This is a genomic window from Humibacter sp. (assembly GCF_035547335.1).
Taxonomy (GTDB): Bacteria; Actinomycetota; Actinomycetes; order Actinomycetales; family Microbacteriaceae; genus Humibacter.
This window is the reverse complement of record NZ_DASZVF010000067.1, coordinates 94,473-114,430: the sequence shown is the minus strand read 5'-3', so window position 1 is coordinate 114,430 and position 19,958 is coordinate 94,473. Positions and strand designations below refer to the sequence as shown.

Annotated in this window: 14 protein-coding genes, 1 tRNA gene and 1 pseudogene; 7 read left to right on the top strand and 9 right to left on the bottom strand. The window is 63.5% G+C overall.

Going from position 1 to position 19,958, the window contains the following annotated elements; translation table 11 throughout:
* Positions 1–16: 16 nt before the first annotated feature.
* From VHB92_RS14480 to VHB92_RS14470, 3 genes are all read right to left on the bottom strand, one after another.
* Complete coding sequence (locus VHB92_RS14480; RefSeq protein WP_325454470.1) at positions 17–1,585, bottom strand: ABC transporter substrate-binding protein; 1,569 nt, start codon at positions 1,583–1,585, stop codon at positions 17–19.
* Between the two features lie 61 nt (positions 1,586–1,646).
* Positions 1,647–2,621, bottom strand: a complete 975-nt coding sequence (locus tag VHB92_RS14475) for a carbohydrate ABC transporter permease (RefSeq protein WP_325454469.1) — start codon at positions 2,619–2,621, stop codon at positions 1,647–1,649.
* Positions 2,618–3,445 (bottom strand): ABC transporter permease subunit, encoded by an 828-nt coding sequence (locus VHB92_RS14470; protein WP_325454468.1) that lies wholly within the window; start codon positions 3,443–3,445, stop codon positions 2,618–2,620. Before VHB92_RS14470 ends, VHB92_RS14475 begins: the two co-directional genes overlap by 4 nt.
* Before the next feature lie 331 nt (positions 3,446–3,776).
* Here VHB92_RS14470 and VHB92_RS14465 point away from each other — a divergent pair, with 331 nt between their 5' ends.
* The 4 genes from VHB92_RS14465 to VHB92_RS14450 all read left to right on the top strand — a co-directional run bounded on the left by VHB92_RS14465 (position 3,777) and on the right by VHB92_RS14450 (position 8,957).
* Positions 3,777–4,865 carry a LacI family DNA-binding transcriptional regulator gene (locus VHB92_RS14465; RefSeq protein WP_325454467.1) on the top strand — a complete coding sequence of 363 codons (1,089 nt, stop codon included), beginning with the start codon at positions 3,777–3,779 and terminating at the stop codon, positions 4,863–4,865.
* 218 nt (positions 4,866–5,083) lie between these two features.
* Complete coding sequence (locus tag VHB92_RS14460) at positions 5,084–6,052, top strand: hydroxyacid dehydrogenase (protein WP_325454466.1); 969 nt, start codon at positions 5,084–5,086, stop codon at positions 6,050–6,052.
* On the top strand, positions 6,049–6,861 hold the full coding sequence (locus VHB92_RS14455) for an alpha/beta fold hydrolase (RefSeq protein ID WP_325454465.1): 813 nt from the start codon (positions 6,049–6,051) through the stop codon (positions 6,859–6,861). Before VHB92_RS14460 ends, VHB92_RS14455 begins: the two co-directional genes overlap by 4 nt.
* Before the next feature lie 47 nt (positions 6,862–6,908).
* Entirely contained in the window at positions 6,909–8,957 is a 2,049-nt protein-coding gene (locus VHB92_RS14450) for a beta-galactosidase trimerization domain-containing protein (RefSeq protein WP_325454464.1), read from the top strand.
* A gap of 90 nt (positions 8,958–9,047) precedes the next feature.
* Here VHB92_RS14450 and VHB92_RS16700 read toward each other — a convergent pair.
* A pseudogene (locus VHB92_RS16700) lies at positions 9,048–9,602 on the bottom strand (IS30 family transposase); the annotation flags it as partial.
* Between the two features lie 1,147 nt (positions 9,603–10,749).
* Here VHB92_RS16700 and VHB92_RS14435 point away from each other — a divergent pair.
* Positions 10,750–11,529, top strand: a complete 780-nt coding sequence (locus tag VHB92_RS14435) for a relaxase domain-containing protein (protein WP_325454461.1) — start codon at positions 10,750–10,752, stop codon at positions 11,527–11,529.
* A gap of 72 nt (positions 11,530–11,601) precedes the next feature.
* Positions 11,602–13,437 (top strand): ATP-dependent DNA helicase, encoded by a 1,836-nt coding sequence (locus VHB92_RS14430; protein ID WP_325454460.1) that lies wholly within the window; start codon positions 11,602–11,604, stop codon positions 13,435–13,437.
* Positions 13,438–13,927: 490 nt separating this feature from the next.
* Here VHB92_RS14430 and VHB92_RS14425 read toward each other — a convergent pair whose 3' ends face one another.
* Positions 13,928–15,103, bottom strand: a complete 1,176-nt coding sequence (locus VHB92_RS14425; protein ID WP_325454459.1) for a Fic family protein — start codon at positions 15,101–15,103, stop codon at positions 13,928–13,930.
* Positions 15,104–15,516: 413 nt separating this feature from the next.
* On the opposite strand from VHB92_RS14425, the gene VHB92_RS14420 reads away from it, so the two are divergent.
* The gene (locus VHB92_RS14420; protein WP_325454458.1) at positions 15,517–16,701 is read left to right on the top strand and encodes a tyrosine-type recombinase/integrase; all 1,185 of its coding nucleotides are present in this window, start codon (positions 15,517–15,519) and stop codon (positions 16,699–16,701) included.
* 55 nt (positions 16,702–16,756) lie between these two features.
* Here VHB92_RS14420 and VHB92_RS14415 read toward each other — a convergent pair.
* From VHB92_RS14415 to VHB92_RS14400, 4 genes are all read right to left on the bottom strand, one after another.
* A tRNA-Arg gene (locus VHB92_RS14415) sits at positions 16,757–16,828 on the bottom strand.
* A 279-nt stretch (positions 16,829–17,107) separates the two neighbouring features.
* Positions 17,108–17,605: an HNH endonuclease gene (locus tag VHB92_RS14410; RefSeq protein ID WP_325454457.1), complete on the bottom strand. Its 498-nt coding sequence runs from the start codon at positions 17,603–17,605 to the stop codon at positions 17,108–17,110.
* 356 nt (positions 17,606–17,961) lie between these two features.
* The gene (locus VHB92_RS14405) at positions 17,962–18,882 is read right to left on the bottom strand and encodes a C40 family peptidase (RefSeq protein ID WP_325454456.1); all 921 of its coding nucleotides are present in this window, start codon (positions 18,880–18,882) and stop codon (positions 17,962–17,964) included.
* A gap of 337 nt (positions 18,883–19,219) precedes the next feature.
* Positions 19,220–19,909, bottom strand: a complete 690-nt coding sequence (locus VHB92_RS14400; RefSeq protein ID WP_325454455.1) for a metal-dependent transcriptional regulator — start codon at positions 19,907–19,909, stop codon at positions 19,220–19,222.
* Between the last annotated feature and the right edge of the window lie 49 nt (positions 19,910–19,958).

Below are 19,958 nucleotides of genomic sequence, written 5' to 3'. Positions count from 1 at the left end.
GAAACCCGTCAGTCAGCTACTTCTTTGCCGTCAGATATGCCTTGACCTGCTTTTGCATCTCGTTCTGCAGTTTGCTCAGCCCGGCGGCTTCAGCGGCCGATTTGAGCTTGTCGAGCTGGCTGTCGACATCGACCGCCCCGTAGTAGAGCGGGTTCGCGTACTGCGTGATGACGTTGTTCATTGCCGCTGCGGACTGCTTGACCGGCGTGGCGTCGGGGATGAAGGAGGCGAGCGTGGCCTTGGTGAAGTTGCTGTAATCCTGGGCCCAGTCGAAGACTTTCTTCTCGGATTCGGTCATGAATGATGAACGTCGCTCGAGCTTCGACCGCCACAGGAGGGCGAAGCCCGGGAACGCATACGTGCTGAGCTGCTTGATCCCGTCGTCGCCGACCGGCTGCCAGTCCGTGCCCTTGATGCCGTAGGCGAGCAGGTCATGGTTGTCTTGGATTGAGACGTAGTCCTGCAACGCCAACGCTCGGTCGACGTCGCCGCCGTTGGCGTTCACCACAACGAGGTTGTCGGCCTGGAAAGTCTGAATCGGTTTGACTGAGGTCAGCGGTCCGCCGAACGGAAGCACCTCCTCCAAGTCGGCCCCCGGAACCGCCTTGCGGAGCGCAACGAGAAAGTTGCTCGCCGTGCCGTCGGTGATCGCCCACTGGCCCGCGAACTTGCCGGCCTCGAACTGCGCTTGAACCGTCGCGCTATCGGCGTTGAGTCCGTTCGCGTTGATGATGCCGTCTTGGTAGTACTTACGAATGCGGCGCAGCGTCTCGACGATCTGGTCGTTTTCCCAGAATGGCACGGGGTCAGCCGAGCCAGACGCCAGTTGACTCTCCTTGAAGCTGAAGTACAAGCCCGATCCGGCGAAGATCGTATTGAAATACTTGGTCGGATTCTCCCATCCGGCCTGGTCGAAAAGTCCCACTGGCCCTTGCGGTCCAATGGCGAGCTCAAACGTCTCGTTCGAGGAGACGCCGAACGGCGTCACTCCGGAATCCTTCTGCTTCACGTCGTAGAAGAACTTCTCGAGCGTGTCGTAGTCCTGGATGGTGTCGAAGCCGTACTTGTCTGCCAGATCCTTGCGGATGCTGAAGTGTTGCACTCGCCCAGCACTGTTGACTTGAGGGACGCCCCACAGATGCCCGCTCCATTTGTTTGAGGAGATCAGCTCAGGCGCGAGCTGTTTGGACAGGTTGGGCCATTTGGAGATCTCTTTGGTGAGATCGACCAGCGACTTGTCCTGTTGCAGCTGAGCCATGTTCAGCCAAAGCGCCTGAAGCGCGGTGTCGAACTTCGCACCAGCGGTGAACTTGAGAAGGGACTGCTGGGCGTAGTTCGTCCAGTTGATGAACTGCGCGTCGAGCTCGAATCCGTGTTCCTTCTTCAGACCCGCGTTGAATTTCGACAGCACCGTCTTCCAGTTCGAAGGTGCGGTGCTGGGCAGAATCGCCAGCGATGTTCCCGAGAGTGCGCCGCCGCTGGATTTGGACGGGCTGCATCCGGCTAGTGCTCCCGTCAGTCCGACGCCGATCGCGGCGGCGCCGCCGAGGGCGAGGAAGCCGCGACGGCTGAGATTCGTGGACATTCCGTGTACTCCTTTGTGGACAGATTGCAGAGGGGGTTGGGGATGGTGCAGCTGTGCTCACTCAGCCCTTGGTTGCCCCGAGAGTGAGGCCTTTGACGAAGAACCGCTGGGCGAAGGGATAGGCGAAAAGGATGGGGGCGATGGTCATGACCGTCATGGCGAAGCGGAGTTGGTAGACGGGCGCCGCCGCCTGGGATGCGGACGCGCCTGGAAGGCTCGCGGCGTTCGTGACGTTCGAGATGAGATTTTGGAGGATCAGCTGCAGGGGGAACTTGTCAGGGTCGGAGATGAACAGCAGTGCCATGAACCACTCGTTCCAGTACGTGACCGCGTAGAAGAGCCCGAGCACGGCGAGGATCGGTTTGGAGAGCGGGATCACGATCTGGAAGAAGACCCGCAGTTCCCCGGCGCCGTCAATGCGAGCCGAATCGAGGATGTCCTCGGGCAGCTGTCGGAAGAAGCTGACTGCAACGAAGATGAGGAAAGGCGCCAACATCACCGGCAAGATCACCGAGAACCAGCTGTTCGAGAGGTTCAATCCCTGGGTCACCAGAAGGTAAAGCGGTACGAGTCCGCCCGTGAATAGCATCGGGATATAGGCAAAGACGGTGAGCGGTCGACTGATGCGCGGAAGCCGCCTGGCGATCACCCAAGCCAGCGAGGCGGTGCAGGACAGTGACAACGCCGTGCCGATGATGGTGATGAACAACGAAGCGATATACCCGTTGATCAGTGACTGTCCCGTGAACAGCAGTTGATAGGCGGCCACGGAGAACGGTGCCGGCCAGAAGCTGTATCCGTTGGCGGCGAGAACTGACTCGTCTGTGAATGAGCCGGCGAGGATCATCCAGAGCGGAATCAGGCAGAAGAGCCCGAAGATCGTCACACAGACATAACTGACCACCGTGAACGGTTCGAACGATCTACGACCGGGAAGCCGACTCTTCACGGGTGCCTTCGGCGGCGTCGCGCCCAGCACCGTCTCCGCTTCGAGATCGGTGATGGTCTGCGTGCGACCGGTGGCGATGAGGCTCATAGGATGCTGCTTTCCTTGTCGACGCGACGTTGCACGAGCACCGCGACCGAGACGAACACGAATCCGACCACGGACTGGAACAAACCGATTGCCGCTGTGGTACCGAAGTCGCCCACGGTGCGCAGCGAACGGAAAACGTAGGTGTCGATGACGTCGGTAGTCGGAAAGAGAGTGCCGTTGTCGCCGACGATCGCGTAAATCGTGGCGAAGTCACCGAAGAAGATGCGACCGACGCCGAGCACGATGAGGATTCCCATCGTCGGCAGGAGCAGCGGCGCTGTGACCGAACGCGCCATCCGAGCACGGCTCGCCCCATCGATTGCGGCGGCCTCGTAGACCTCTTCCGGAATCGAGGTGATCGCCGCCAGGAAGATGACGGAGGTGTAGCCACCGAGCTGCCAGACCTTGACGATGGTGAGGATCCACGGCCATGCCCCGGGTTGCGTGTACCAATTCACCTGAGGGAGGTCGAACACGTCCAGAAGGTTGTTCACCATGCCGCTTCGGCCCCCGACCCCCGCCAGCACCGCTTGAAGGATGATGCTGATCACGATCGGTGAGACGAAGTAGGGAAAGAAGATGACCGACTGTCCGAATCGCCTGCTGAAGTGACCCTTGATCTCATTCAGCATCACGGCCAAGAGCAGTCCGGCGCCGAGCGATGCCGCAAGGAAGAGCGCATTCAAGAAGATCGTGTTGATCACGATCCGGGGCGCGTCACCGCTCGAGAAGAAGTACGCGAAATTCTGCAGACCGTTCCACGGGCTGCCGAAGATTCCTTCACTGACGTTGAAGTCCTTGAACGCCACAACCAGGCCGGCCATCGGGCCGTAGGCGAACACCACGAACCAGACAACGCCCGGCAATGCAAGCAGCAGTAAGCCGAACGTTCCGCGACTCGTCGGCTTTCGACGGCGCGCCGGGCGAGTCGCTCCGGGGGCGGGAGCGCTCTTGACGGCCGCGGTGCCGGGCCCTACGTCCGCGACGGCGGTGCCTCGTTGCACTTCATGACTCCTTGTAGTCCTCACCAGTTCTTCGTGGAACTAGTTTCATAACGGCGAAGCTAGACCACCACACGAGCCATGTCAAGCGATCCATCAAGCCCGACGCGCATGCCTCCACGAAGGCGCTCGAGGGCCGAGTACGATCCCCAGCATGTCCACTCCAGACGAAGCGCAGGCGATCCGTCATGGCGGATCCCGCGGGCCTGCCCGAGTCAGCAGCGCGAATCTGCGAGACGTCGCGGCGCGGGCCGGCGTCTCGCCCGCCACGGCCTCACGAGTCTTCGGAGGCAGCCGGAGCGTCCACGTCGACACTCGTGCGAAGGTGCTGACTGCCGCGGCAGAGCTCGGCTACGTCGTAAACGGGCTTGCCAGAGCGATGACCGGCCGCGGGCCCGGTACCGTCGCATTCGTGGTCCGCTCCATGATCGGACCAACATTCGCGGCACTGGCCGCCGGCGCCGAAAGCGTTGCCACGGCGAACGGTCACTTGTTGTTGATCTCCACGACCGAAGGCGATCGGCAACGCGAGAGTGACCTCATCGCGACTTTGAGGGAACAGCGCGCACGCGCCGTCCTGTACGTCGGCTCGACAGAATCCGACGCCGAATTCGACACGCGCATCGCGAGCTATGCGAAGAATCTGGCCGACGTGGACGCGTCCCTCGTGTTGTGCGGCAGACCCCCGGTGACGACGGCACCAACGATCACGAGTGTCGACTACGACCATCGGGCCGGCGTCGGCGCTGGCATCGATGAACTGGTGCGCCTCGGCCACACTCGAATCGGCTACCTCGGCGAAGGCAAAGGCATGACGACCGCCGAGGTTCGACTCGATGGATACCGCACAGCCATGAAACGCCACCACTTGCCACATCCGAAAAGGCTCGTGCACGACGCCGCGAACAGCGAGGACGCCGGCCAAGCCGCAGCTCACGAGCTGCTGTCGATGGCCGATCGACCAACGGCGATCGTCGCGATGACAGACAACATCGCTGTCGGCACCTACCGAGCGGCGCGTGCGCTGGGCCTCCGGATTCCTGACGACCTGTCGATCGTCGGATTCGATGACGTGCCCATCGTCGGTGATCTCACTCCAGGGCTCACTACGGTTCACCCCCCGTTTTTCGAAGTCGGCGTTCGCGCGACCCGTATCGCGCTCGGACTAGAGCCCGCAGAGAATGTGCTCCTTCAACCCTCGTTCGTGCTGCGCGGTTCGACCGCGCCACCGAGGCGCATGTAGCTGCACGCTTCGTCATCTGCTGTGCTAGGAGGTCCGCCCATCGGGCGCACGGGCGCAATAGGAGGTTGCGCTCGCGACGGTTTGTAACTAGTTTCAATCCTCAGATACACCGCAACCCACGAACGGACAATGAGGATTCAATGACGAGTGCTACGGGCAGCACGACGACACTGGCATCCGCGCTCGTCGGGGTTCCGAAGCCGCCGATCGACTTCGCCATGACGATGAGTCCACCCGAACTCGCGACGCATCTGTTTGGAAACGGACTCGAGGCATTGCGCATCGAGGGCACGAGAGCGTTGCACAGCACCCCGTTCACCGTGCTCGACGACGACGCCCGACGCGCCCTCGAACAGGCCGAAGTTCTGATCGCCGCCTGGGGTGCGCCGGCCCTCAGCGACACCGACCTCGACCGCGCACCACGCCTGCGGTACTTGCTCTACGCCGGGGGCCAGGGATCCGCTTTGCTGCCCGACAGTGCAGGCGATCGAGGCCTCCAGGTGTCCAATGCCGGATGGCTCAACGCAATCCCCGTTGCCGAATTCACCGTTGCAATGATCGTGCTGGCGAACAAGAAGGCTTTCGAGGCGCATCATCTCTATCGCACCACCAGGTCACGCATCGACAGGGAGCTCGAGTTTCCGCGCGCCGGAAATCGCGAGAAGACCATCGGAGTCGTCGCCGCTTCACGCATCGGCCGGATGGTGATCGAACGACTCAGGGACCACGATCTTCGGGTGCAGGTCTACGACCCCTATCTGTCAAGTGCTGAGGCACAGCGCCTCGACGTGCGGCGCGTCGAACTCGACGAGCTGATGCGGACGAGCGACGTCGTTACACTTCATCCGCCGCTCAACGCATCAACCAAGCGCATGATCAACGCGGGCCTGCTCGCACAACTGCGCGATGGCTCCACTCTGATCAACACCTCGCGCGGCGACGTCGTCGATCAGGCTGCACTCCTCACGCAGCTGCGCACCGGACGGATCTCGGCGATCCTCGACGTCACCAGCCCTGAAGTCCTGCCACGCGATCACGAGCTTTACACGCTCCCCAATGTGTTCCTGACGCCGCACATCTCAGGCTCGATGGGCACCGAGATCCGGCGCCTTGGTGACCACGTTGCAACAGAACTCGAGCGGATCGCACTGGGCCGTCCGCTCGCGTTCCCTGAGGTCCTTCAGTGACCGACGAACTTCACATCGAGGAGCAGGTTCCGGCAGGCGCCAGAAGAGGCACCATCGTTGCCGTTCCAGGACTAGCCGAATCTGCCGGAACGTTGCGCAAGACCGCGCAGCATTGGGCGGAACGGGGATTCCGCGTATTGTCCGTAGACCCCCGTGGACACGGGCTCTCACCTCGATGGACGCCTGAACTGCTCCGGAATCATCCCGGTGACACGATCGTCGATGACCTGATCAGGGCACTGACGCCTCGGCTGGAGGGCGACTCCCTGATCCTCTTCGGTCACTCTGCGGGCGGTTCTGCAGCGGCGGCGGTTGCTGCGACACTGCCGTCGGGCCTCGTCGGCGTATTGCTGGAGGACCCCTTCTGGCGCCTTCCCATCACATCCCACCAAGACAGGAAGGTAGCGATGGGCGCGGCCGCGACCCTCGAGCACCAGCAAGCAATCACGGACTCAGAGCGTCGCGCCGAGATCACGGCCCGGTTCCCGAGATGGCCGATGGACGAGCTTGCCGAATGGTCGCTGGCAAAGCAGCGAATGGACGTCTCTCTCGTGCGCAATGGCGATGTCATCCCCACCCGCGCATGGACTACTCTCCTCACCGACCTTGCCAGGGCGTCCGTACCCGTGCATATCGTCACGGGAACGATCGCTATCGGTATCACCCCGAATCATCGAGCGATCGCACGTTCTCTCGGAGCCGACATCACTGTCGTTGATGGCGCAACGCACTTCATCCGTCGTGACAGCCGAGACGACTTCCATCGGATCGCTGACACCTTCCTCGAAAGCGTGGTCCCGACGGTATGAACACGAGAATCCCCGAGCCGGAGTGGACCGATCCGCCGTTCATCAGCATGTGGTTCGGCAACTTCTTCGAGCCGTTCTACTCGAATGCTGATGCGGTGCGCCGAGGGATCCGGGATGTCGCCGATCTCGGATTCACCTCCATCAACCTCGACTCCAAGCCGTGGGAGGACTTCTTCGCACGCTACCGCGGTGAGGAGGCGAGCCAGTATGTCGCCACTCAGGAACTGATGATGTCCGAAGCCGCGGCCAACGGCATGGACTTCACCTGTCTGGCGCTGTATCTATGTGGTGACAACCTGTACCCGGGCATCCGCGACGTGCCCCCGGTTCGCGGCGAGGAGTCGATACGACCGAACGGCGCTCCGATGGGCACCTACAAGTACTGGTCGCCGACAGCGCAGGCGACCATGGTCGAACATGTTCAGGGCCTCTTGCGTTTGTACGGCGACGGCATGCGGCGCGCTCCGGACGGCCGCGTGATCATGCAGACCATGTTCGACCCGATTCCTAAGCCCAGCTTCGATGCCGAGGGACGGGCGCACTACCTCCAGTGGCTGTCCACACGCTACAGCGGCGATATCTCACGTGTCTCCGCACGGTACGGCATCACGGCAACGAGCTTCGACGATCTCGAACCGTCCCAGTACTGGCTTCACCCAGGCGAACTCGACTGGGTCGGATGCGCGCTGCCAACCGTGGACGACCTCACGGGCCGCGGCCCGGACTTCAACCGATGGGTCGACAATCAGTCCTACCTGGGCGAAGTCATGGTTGAGTACTTCGCGACGATGCGCGACCACTGGCGATCGATGGTTCCCGAACTGTTCGTCGAACCTGTGCTGCACCAGTGGGGGTACTTCTTCAACCCACCTGGACAGCGTGACTGGCAGACGGGACAGCGTGCGCTGGACGTCTATCGCCTCGCACAACACGTCGACGGCGTACTCTTCATCACGGCACCGCTCAACGCCGAGAACCGGCCCGATGCTTCTGTGCTCAGCGTCGAAACGTCGATCGCGCGTACGGCCAACGGGGGACGCGAGTTCACGGCGGGCCTCTACCTCGGGCGTCACATCAACGAAGACGTCTATCGGTCCGTCCCGCCGGCGGAAGCCATTGCGACCCAGGTGGCCGGAGGCGCCAGAAGACTCCATGCCTACGGTTACAGCGGGCTGGATGACGGCGGTGTCATCTTCCGGATGGACCCCGTATTCAAGGATTCCCTCCGCGCGGGAACGGCGTGGGCGGCACAGGTCATGCCGTTGCTTCAGCAGCAACGGCACCGCGAGGTGGCCATCCTTTTCCCAGCGATGATGAGCTTCTACGAACCGCTCGAGCTCGACGAGAACGGTCGGCACCGAATGGATCTGCTCGGCTGGTATCAGCAGCTCACCGACCTCGGCTGGCACGTTGACATCGTGCATCCTGACCAGGTTGTGGCAGGCGCGCTCAAGGACTACAAGTACCTCGTCGTACCGACCGACAGCCTCTATGACCTTGGTGAGACCACCCAACTCGAGGCGAGCGTCCGTGCGTTCGCAGACCGCGGCGGCATGGTCATGCATGGACCGAACTGTGGCCTGGTCAAGGGCGCCTTCGGCGTCACAGAAGCACCTGTTCCCTTCGATTGCCTCCGCTGGGACGAAGATCTGATCCCACACGGATGGTCAACCGTTTCCTTCACCTCGGACGGCGAAGTGCTCGGCCGTTACATCGAGACCGGTCGCCCAGGGATCTTACGCACGTCGGTCGGAAAAGGCAGCGTTCTCTCGTTCGGCTTCGAATACGGTTACGCCTACGCGCGACGCACGATGCCGATCGTGCCACCCGCTTACGGACGTCGCGAGATGCACCCACTCGTGCTCCTCGACCGCACGCCCGTAGAGATCGAGATCGGCGCATCGCCGTCGGCGCTGATGAAACCGATCCGTGGCGTCGAGTTCGCAATCTTCGGCGACCGCGGAGTGATAGTGAACCACCGCGCCTCCCCGATCGATCTGAGCGATGTTCCGGCGCGACGGGTCATCCCCACTACGCCCTCGGCGCCGGGATCGCTCGCCGCCCACTCCGCCGCCTACGTCGAGATCCAGCTCTGAACTCCAGCGTGTACAAAGACACCAGTGGACAAACGCGGCCGCGATCTCCGTGTTCACGGTGGCGGAGGTGTGGTCTCGGGGCAGGTTGATCACGATGCGGTACTGGGTGGCCCGTTCCCGCAGGGTGATCATCGCCGAGACGAAACCGAGGCCGATGATGAGGTCGCCCTCCCAATGGCCGGGCGTCTTCTTGTCCTCAGCCTTGGCGGGGCGTTCGTGGATCATCATCATGTCTCTAATGCGCGAGCCGGTCCCATCGTGGTTGTGCCGCCACCGGTGCTTGCGGATCCGCTGCCCGGTGCGCAGCCGGGCCGCGTAGCGTTTGTGCAGCCCGGCGCCGTCTCGGGTCAGCAGGGCGCGGTAGATCGTTTCGTGGCAGATCCGCATCCGGGCATCGTCCGGGTGGGCCTTGCGCAGCCAGCTGCTGATCTCCTCCGGAGACCAGTGCCGGTTAAGCTTGCGCTGCTCTAGTTGCCGCAGTCGCGCATTGCCGAGGAGCTTCGGCGTCTTCAGGCGCGCGCGTTGCCGGTGCGCGTCGTGATCCGCGGTGGCCGGCAAGTAACTGCCGTCCGGGCCGGCGTGCCGGCCCAGCTCTCTGCTGATCGTGGAGGCCGAGCGGCCCAGCTGCGCCGCGATCTGACGCATCGAGAACCCGACCCGGCGCCGGTCCGATCAGCACCCGCTCCCGCAGCTCCAGATACCGGCCCGGACCGCCGGCAGCTGCTGCGTGAGGTGAAAGGCGAGGCGGGTTCTGGCGCAGGCGGATGCCGTACTGACGTGATACTCCGAGAATTCTGCATACCTCAACATTGGTTACCCTCTGCCGCATCAGCCGCCAGCACTCAGCGGCCAACTCCTTGCGACGCCTGAGCTTGCCGTGCAGGGCGATTGCCTGCTCCGCGTGACGGGCCGCCGTGAACAGCGCCTCCCGCTGCGCCGCCGCCTCCACGCTCCGCCGGGCCCGCGGGCCGGCCAGCCGCTGCATCTCGAACGCCTCCGCACGTGCTGTCCGCAAACTCAACCGCCGCGCGCACTCCCCGACGCGCACCCGCTCGCCGCGCAGCTGATCGAAACGACGCTGCACCCACCTCTGCCCGGTCACATGCGGGATCCCGGCCTCCCGGCTCACCGCAGCAGCAGCCATGGCCCCTTCCAACGCCGCCCAGAACCGATCCTCGACCTCGACCGGAAGCGCGCGCTGATGATACAGCCGCGGATGCGCAACCTGCGCCTCCCACTCCTCGACACGGCTCGAGCGCACTCCCATCTCCAACACAGCCTCCGGACCGCTCATCCCGCCACGCCGCAACTGGAGATACCGATCACGCAGCAGCCGGTACACCGACGAGGACGGGATGCCCGATAACCGGGCAGACTTCTTGATCCCTTCCCCGGACCTGATCGCAGCCAGAAGCCGCATCGTCGCATGAGACGACAAAGACAGATACATCAGCGAACACCTTCAATCGGGTGTTGCGTCGATCAACTGAATCCCGCGTACGCCAACTGCAACGTGATTCGTGCGGTCGTGGGTCATCGCCGCGGAAGGTCGGCGAAGGGTTTCTCGAAACGGAGACTACGAACGGAGACGACGGGACAGACAACGGCATCGATCGAGTACGAGGAAGAAACGACGGAAGCGGAACCACGGAGCAAAGGAGACCCACGGATCGAAAACGGCAATGCACGCAGGCACTTTCTGTGAGGTGCGCGCCAAAATCGGCGGTTTCGATGAAGAACAAGTGTGAGGGGTGGAATTGCGCGTTGGAAGCGGGGTAAGGCTTCGCAGGGGGTGAAGCAGGCCGTCGCGTACGCCTTCGGCGGGGTCTGCGACGCCACCCTTACTGCAAAGGACGCTGCCGGTGTGATCGCTGCCGCGGATTACGCGGACGCGTTGATGAACCGGTACATCTGCCAGAACGGCGCCATCCGGGACGATCTGCTGAGTCGGAAGCAGTTGCGGGCGTGGGTGGACGGAGTAGATCCACTCACCGATGAACGCCGCGGCCGTGACCTCGAGTCACCCGTCGCTGACTTGGTCCTTGATGCGACGGTGAACGCGCCGAAGTCGTTCTCCATCGCCGCGCTTCTCGATCCCGAGTTGAATACGGCGTATGAGGATCTGCAGGACCGGTTGCGGGACCGGATCATCCACCTCTGGCAGCAAGACCTCAACGCTCGCCGTGGTGCTGGCGGTCTCATTCGGGAGGACCTGGCCCGGGTTGAGGTGGTGGAGCTGAAGCATGAACGGTCCCGGTCGTTAGATCCGCACAAACACCGCCACCTCTGGTTGAACGTCAAAGTCCAAGGCCAGGACGGTCGTTGGTCGAACTTGGACACCCGGGTGGCGTTGCGGTTCCAGAACGTGGTGAACGCCGAAGGCGACCTCGCCGCACGCACCGACCCCGCGTGGATCCGCGCTCTCGCGGCCAAAGGATTCACGCTCAACACGGACGGCGAGATCGAGCAGCTGGCGCATTTGGTGCGGCCGTTGTCGAAGCGGTCAGCGCAGATCGAAACCAACCGGGCAAAGCGGCTGGAGTGGTGGCGGACACAGCATCCGGGTGAGTAACCGTCGCGGGATGTGTTGAATCAGATCGACCGATGGGCATGGGCCACCAACCGACCGAACAAACCAAAGGACTTGGATGAGGACGACTGGGCGGCCATCATCCGCGATGAGATCCACACCACCGACCCCACCATGACCGCACGGGCAGCGGTGGCCGTGACGCCGGTCAACGTGGCGGACATTGACCTGGACTTGGTGGCCGCGAAAGCGGTGGTGGATGCGGATGGTCGCTCCACCGGGACCGGCGGACGGTTCAGCGTGTTCGATGTCCGCGCGGGCGTCCTCCGCGCGTTGTCCTCTACGGGCTTGGTGACCGATCGCGACGATCTCACCTCCTTGGTCGACGAACTCGTCCAGCAGGCTGTGGCGGCGCACACGGTGCGGCTCCTCAATCAGGACGAGGTTGTGCCCGATCACGTGAAGCACCTCGTGGCCAGCGAGACAGTTGTGGCGAAGTACTCGCTCGCCAATCAGCTGTCGCTCTTCCCCGAGAGTGGAGAACCGCTCCCGACCGAAGCCGTGCAGAAGATCGCAGCGGTCGTTGACCCTGGCCGCGCCTTGGACTCCGGCCAGATCGACGGTGCGCGCGACATTGCAGGGACCAACACCCTCGTGACCGTGATCGGTGCGGCCGGGACCGGTAAGACCACGATGTTGAAGGTGGCCGCCACGGCTCTCAAGCTGCAGAACCGACGGATGGTCGTCGTCGCGCCGACGAAGAAGGCCGCGACCGTGGCCGGCCGCGAAGTCGGCAGCGACTCATCCTCACTCCACCAACTGCTTCACGCGTGTGGGTGGCGGTGGAACGAGGACGCGAGCGGACGCACCGTCTGGTCACGACTTGCCATCGGCGAAATCGACCCGACGACGCAGCAACCCTTCGATGGTGTCCCGGACGAGGAGTTGCAGCAGGGTGACCGGATCGTGATCGACGAGGCCGGAATGCTCGACCTCGACACCGCCAACGCACTCGTCCAACTCGCCCGCGAGACAGGCACTGGCATCGCCGCCGTTGGCGACCCGAACCAAGCCCTCCCCGTCGGTCACTCCGGTGCCATGGCACTACTCCGACACAACAGCGCGGAGATGGTCGAGCTTCTGGATGTGCATCGCTTCAAGGATCACGCATGGGGACGGTTCACGATCGAGTTGAGACGTGCTCAGACGGCAGCGGACCGCCAGAGCCTGGCAAACCGCCTGGTGGAGACCGGGCACGTCCAACTCGCCGACAACACCAGCGCGGCCGAGTCGACGATGACCGATGCATGGTTCGATGCGATGAGCCGACGGGAAACGATCTCCCTCATCACCTCCACGCACGCTGAAGCACAAGCAGTGAGTGAGGCGATCCAAGCACGACGCCTCAAGGCGGGCGCCCTCGCGACCGGGAAGGTCGCCGTCGGACAGGCCGGACAGACGCTCCTTGAGGGCGATGTCGTGCAGACGCGTCGCAACAACCGGTCTTCGGGAGTCGAGAACCGGCAGAACTGGATCCTCCACCGGATCACCAACGAGGGTCTCGTCCTGGCAAGCGTGAACGACTCAACCCAGTTCCGGAAAGTCAGCCACGACTACGCCGCACAGCACATCCACCTCGGCTACGCCTCCACCGTCTACGGTGCACAGGGAGAAACCACCGACCGCTCCCTCGTCGGACCCGGCGTCGACGCCGCCGGCCTTTATGTGGGACTCACTCGCGGACGTCTCTCCAACAACATCGTCCTCACTGCCCCGACTCCAAAGGCTGCGGCCGCTGAGCTTACGGAAATGATGCAACGTGGCAGCATCGAATCCACCATCGATGCCTCCCGCACCGCCGCACGCGACGAACTCCACCGCGCAGCAGCACCCCTGTCCGCTGGACAAGCAGGACCCGGGAGGAAGTCCGCACCAGAGCCGAGCCTCTAAGGCAGCCGATACGTACGGCAAATCGGCACTGCTACCCGATTCCGCGCCTCTATGTCGCCTTCTCGGGCAACATACGTGATTAGCGCAATCCCGTGCGCGTCCGCGAGCCGCGCGGCGTCGATGAGGCAACCGCCGGAGTGAAACACCAAGGCACGGCGCCCATCGGATGCGGACAGCGCGATCGCCCGTTGCACAAGAGGTACCTCGATGTTGCCGATCCGGTTCTGAACCAGTGCGACGTACCGTGAGCTGTACAGGTCACAGACCCCAGCGGCGACCCGCGCAGCGATAACGGTGTCCCGTTCGCCGAGGTAGACCATCCAGTCACGACAAAACTCCAGTGCAGCGACCTGTGACGAACCCACTGGTCGCGGGCCCGGACGCGAACGGGAATCGCTCATACTCCGAGGCTCCCCCACGGCTGGGACAAACACTAGCTACCGAGGACCACTGAGACTCCAGGCGCCGGGATGCGGCATCATGACACTGCTTACCGCTCGTCTGCGTAACTCATAGGCTCTTCGAGGAGCTCGTAGATAGCGGGCGAGTACCAGCGTGCGCGGCCTCCTTGGCCGTGCGTTCCGAGGCCCCGCAACCACCCGCGAGCCTCAGCATTCTTGATGAGGTTGCGGGCGCCCTGGTTTGTGAGTTCGAGTTCGCGTTCAACGGATGCCACCGTGACGAAGGGGTTGCGCACGATGAGGTCGACGAGGCGGGGCAAGCTCGAGCGTTCCTTGACGGCCTCATTGTGGTAGCGCTCGCGTATCTCGACCAGCCGGCGCGAACGGCTGACGGCGTCCTCGGCTTGCGCTTTGACGGCGTGTAGGAAGAAGACCAGCCAGCCGTCGATATCGCCCCGCTCGCGCACCGCCTGCAGTCGCTCGTAGTACTCCTCGCGATGTGTTTCGAAGTAGTTCGAAAGGTAGAGCAACGGAAGAGGGAGTCGACCCCGTTCCATGAGTAGGAGGTTGATCAGGAGCCGACCGATGCGGCCGTTGCCGTCCAGGAACGGGTGGATCGTCTCGAATTGATAGTGCATGAGCGCCGATTGCACGAGCGCCGGCAACGCCCGCCCATCCTCGTTGACGAATCGCTCCCAGTCGGAGAGTAGCTCGCCAAGGTGACGAGGCAACGGTGGGACGAATGCGGCATTCTCTGGTGTCGCGCCCGCCCGGCCGACCCACACGGGCGAGCGTCGAAACTCACCAGGTGACTTCTCCTCACCCCGAACACCTGCCAAGAGCGTCGCATGGACCTGCAGGATGAGTCGCTGGGTGATGGGCAGCTCAGCTGCCAACTCATAGGCCTGACGTGTCGCTTGGAGATATCGAAGTACCTCCGCGGTGTCGTCGTTTCCCGAGCCGGCTTCGATCTCAGACTGAAAGACCTCGGAGAGAGAAGCTTGCGTACCCTCGATCCGAGAGCTCGCCAGCGCCTCACGGCGCAAGTACGGGCCGATGAGCAGGCTCGGGTCTGCGATGAGCATGCCCAGCCCCTGAAGGAGCCCGAGAGCGGCATCTGCCTCCGACAACGCGGCGACGGCGCCGGTCGACAGGTCGAGCTGACGGGGGATGGGCTTGGGCAGGTAGTAGGTGAATCCGCTCTTGTTACCGGCTTCACGCGTAGCGCTGCCGAAGATCGAGTCCACGAAGCGTGCCGCATCCATACCCACAACTTACAAGAGAAGTGCCGCTTCACTTGGAGCGTTGCGGCTTCAGTGCAAGGCGAGTTGGAGCGTAGTCGCAGCTGTCCAACTAAAGTGGCGGTTTCGTTGGAGTTCGGCACCGACGCTCCAAGTCGAGTGAGAGTCTGGCGAACGCGTGCCGGGATCATGCCTGGCACACACCCAGTCGGTTCCGCCGGCATGTGCACACCCCTGTGTGCAGTTCCATTGATCTGCCCCGCAATCGCAGCAATCTCTGGACGCCAGGGACTGCTTCCCAAGCCGGAAAACAGTATGACTCGGCCTTGACTGTCGGGGTCATCAGAGAGAGTGGGCGCGGAGGTGCGCGCCAGATCTCCGACCAAACAAGAAGAACTAGTAGGAGTCGGTACCAGACAAAGCAGTCGGAGGAAGAGATGGGAAGCATCACAAGCTACGAGACCAGGCAAGGCCGGCGATGGCGGGTCCGCTACCGGAAGCCCGACCACTCTCAAACCGATAAGCGTGGATTTCGAACGAAGCGCGACGCTGAGCTCTTCATGGCGACCGTCGAGATCTCGAAGGGGCAAGGAACATACCTCGACCCGTCACACGCTCGCGTCACGGTCGGCGAACTCGCTACTGGATGGCTGGCGAACAAGGAGCATGCGCTCAAGCCATCCAGCTACTCCCCCATCCGCACTGCGTGGCGTGTCTACGTCGAGCCGCGTTGGTCAGGTACACCGGTCGGCTCCGTCCGACCATCAGAGGTCGAGAACTGGATCCGCGAGCTCGGACTGGGAACGGCCACTACTAATCGGGTGCGTCAGTACAAAGGCCCCCGCTCGCCAAGTGTCGTGCTTCGCGCCGTCGGCATACTCGCCGGGATACTCGACACCGCCGTTCGGGACGGGCGGATCCCGTCCAACCCGGCACGGGGGTCAAGCAACCTCCCGCGTAAGGCCTCCAAGAAGCCCCGCCGGTACTTGACGAACGAGGAAGTGTTCCGCTTTGCACAACACGCGCCCGACACGACGCGCGCCGCTCTCATCCTGACGCTCTCGTACACGGGCATCCGTTGGGGCGAGGCTGTCGCGCTACGACCCGAAGACATCGATCTCCAACGGCGGCGCATCAACGTGCGCCGTACGGCAACGGAGGTCGATGGTTACATCCAGGTCGGTCCTCCGAAGAGCTGGGAGTCGCGGTCAGTGCCGTTCCCTGCGTTCCTCGAGCCGATCCTGGAACGCCAGCTCGAGAACAAGCCCACCGACGAGCTCGTCTTCCGCGCGCGACACGGCGGATTCCTCATGCGCCCAGATACGAGCCATTCACGGCAGTCATGGTGGCTGACAGCGCTGCGAGAAGCCGGCCTCGAACGGCTCACGCCACACGACCTCAAACACACCGCTGCGAGCCTGGCCGTCAGCGCCGGTGCCAACGTCAAAGCACTGCAGCGGATGCTCGGGCACAAGTCCGCATCCATGACGCTGGATACCTACGCTGACCTCTTTGAGGACGACCTCAGCAACGTCGCCGAGCGACTCAACGAGCGCGTCGTCGCTGACAGCGGCATCACGCAGATTGTGGGCAAAATGTGGGCAAACGGTCCGTCTGCCTGAACCCGGCTCCCCGAACATCCGCGTAACTCCACGGATCTCACGACACTCGCAACGGTGCCCCTGGAGGGACTCGAACCCCCAACCGTTTCCTTAGGACGGAACTGCTCTTCCATTGAGCTACAGAGGCTGGCGCACTCATCCTACCGGTCGGTCGACATCGTTCGTGGGCTTCCAGGTGCCAGCGCTGAAGCGGAACGCAAGCGGCCTGTGCCGAGGCTATGCGTATTTCACTCAGACTATGGCTGTTGTCCGTAGCCTCGATGCCACACCCGAAGTCTCGATTCCGCAGCCAAGTCTCGATGCTGCAGCCGTAGTCTCAACGTCGCTTCAGTTCCATAGGCCCGACGTCGAGCTCGCGAGGCGGACACCGGGCGTGTGATTCCGACCGAGCGGCAGCGGGGCATCCTCACGCGGCCGGCTCCAGGTATCCCTGCCACTCGGGCTGCGCGTGCTCGACTCCTCGCACCATCCAGGCCGGATCGTGCGGCATGCGCGGTGTGAACGTGAGCGACCAGCCCATCTCGCTCGCGGTGCGGTCGCCCTTGATGTTGTTGCAGCGCAGACAGCAGGCCACGAGGTTGTCCCAGGAGTCCGCTCCCCCACGGGACTTGGGCAGCACGTGGTCGATCGTGGTCGCGTTCTTGCCGCAGTACGCGCAGCGGTGGCCGTCCCTGCGCAGCACGCCTCGGCGCGACACCGGAACGGCGCGACCGTGGGGCAGGTGGACGTAACGGGTGAGCAGGATGACCGACGGACGGTCGAAAACCGTGTCGACGGTCCAGACAGGATGCTCGGCATCCACCTCGATGATCGTCGCCTTCGCGCTCATCACCAGCGCGAGCGCTCGCTTGAAGCTCACGACGGCCAACGGCTCATATCCCGCGTTCAGCACCAGTGTGCGCATCGACATCCTCTCGATAGACCGGAATGGCTTTCCGTGTCTCTCGCGTTCGACCGCTCCGTCGCCGGGGATCCGGCGTCACAGCAACAAAAAAGGCGCCGTCACGAAGACGACGCCTAGTGATTCCACACACAGTGGTGGTGGAAGCAGTGGTGGCTGTGATGCCGATGGTTTCCCATGGGGGAAGCTTCTCCAGGACGGGCTACGGATGAACGTGGCCAGAATGACAACTGACTAGGCCAACAGGGTAACGCAGGATCGGCGCACCACGCCCTTGTGGCACGCCGATCGCTGGCCTGTGGTAGCCCGGCGTTCACCGCCCGGCCGGCAGCCGGTCACGCGACCGACCGCGTTCGCGATCAGATGCCGTATCGCACGATGTAGAAGTCGTCGGTCCAGATCGGCCGAATCGAGATGCTGCGACCCACGTCGGGCGCATCCATGATGTTGCCGTTGCCCGCGTAGAACCCGTCGTGCGCTCCGCCGAGCATGATGACGACGTCGCCGGGTTGCGCATCCTGAATGGAGATGCGCGTTCCCATCGCACCCTGGGCCGAAGCCGAGTGCGGCAGCGAGATGCCGAACTGGGCATAGACAAACATCACGTAGCCCGAGCAGTCGAAGCCGGCAGGGGTGTCGCCGCCATAGACATACGGCGTGCCGATGTACTGCTGCGCCACCGCGAACACCTGTGACAGGCTGAAGTTCGGATACGGCGGGTTCTTGAGGTAGTCGGATGCCGACGGCCCGTCGTACGCCGCCGCGTACGCCTGCATCTGCTTCGCGGCCGCCGCGCGCTCGGCTGCCGCCTTCTGGTCGGCGAGCTGCTGTTCGGTAGTGGCGCTGAACGTGTCACCGGAGGCCACGGGCCCGTCGATCGCGCTCGAGACGTGCGCGGTCTGGGAGTTCGCCTTCTTCATGTCGTCGATGACCGACGTGCCGAACGACGCCTGGTTGGAGGTGGCCGGGTTGAAGGCGTAAGCGGGGATGGCGACGGTGGCGATGATTCCGCCGGCGATGGCCATGACGGCGAGATTGGCCAGCGGCCTCAGCCGAGGTTTGCGCTTCGCGGTCGGCGTCGGCGCGGTCGTCGTGGGGACGGCAGGGCGATTCGCGGCGCGCGACATCCGCTGCATGCCGCGACGAGGGGCGGTGTCCGACTCCCTCAGGCCGCGGCGCGACGCTGCGGGGTTCAGGGAGTCGTTCGAGTTGTTGTTCGCCTTGCTGGTAGTACTCGGGTTGCGGTCTTCGGGAAGTCCGCTGGTACCTAATGTTGCCAAGGGGTGAACCTCCGGCGCTCCGCTGGCACTAGGTAGCCAACCCCGTCCGAGATCTCATGAAGAGTTCGGTTTCGCAGACTCGAGAGACGGGCAAGCGGGAGCGTCTCGAGCCGGGTCCGTCGACCGGCTTCTGGTCTGTGGACTCGTACGAGAATACGGGACCGTTATCTATTTGTCACATCGAATTCCACGCTTTTTCATGCTTTGTGGAAACCGACGCGATGGGGACGGAGAGTTGTCGATCCCCTTGCGTCCACCCATCCGAGACACGGTGGCGGTCGTCGAAGGGGCGCCGTCAGAGGGCCAAGAAGAGGGGCCAGACGGCCACGAACAGACGTCAGGCGGCCACGAAGATGTGGCTGGCCACCTCGCTGGGCAGCTCGATGGCCTCGGCGTACCCGTCGATCTGCATGGCCACATACGGGCCGGTGCGCCAGAACGCGCCGGTGGACCCCGGGAAGATCCCGGCCTGGCGCAGCTGCGCGAGCAACTCGGGCTCGAACTGCACCGGCTCCCCCAGCCGCCGGATGGTGGCCGTGACGCGCTCGCCGTCCTGCGTCGCATCCACGGTGCTGCGCACCCCGTCGAGGAACACCCGGTGGAGGCCGACGCCCTCGTCTTCGATCCGCGGGATCGGAGTGCCATACGGGGTCTCCGTCGGATGCCCGAGGATGTCCAGGATCTTGTGCTCGACCTGCTCGCTCATGACGTGCTCCCAGCGGCACGCCTCCTCGTGCACGTACTCCCACTCCAGACCGATGACGTCGGAGAGCAGCCGCTCCGCGAGGCGGTGCTTGCGCATCACGTGCACGGCCCTGCGGCGGCCCTCGGGCGTGAGTTCGAGGTGACGGTCGCCGGAGACGATGACGAGACCATCGCGCTCCATGCGGGCGACGGTCTGGGAGACCGTGGGGCCGGAGTGACCGAGACGCTCCGAGATGCGCGCGCGCAGCGGCACGATGTTCTCCTCTTCGAGGTCGAGAATCGTGCGCAGGTACATCTCGGTGGTATCGACGAGGTCGGTCATCGCTTCCCCTTGGTTCTCCGTGCGGGCGGCCGAAGGCGCCCTATCCAGC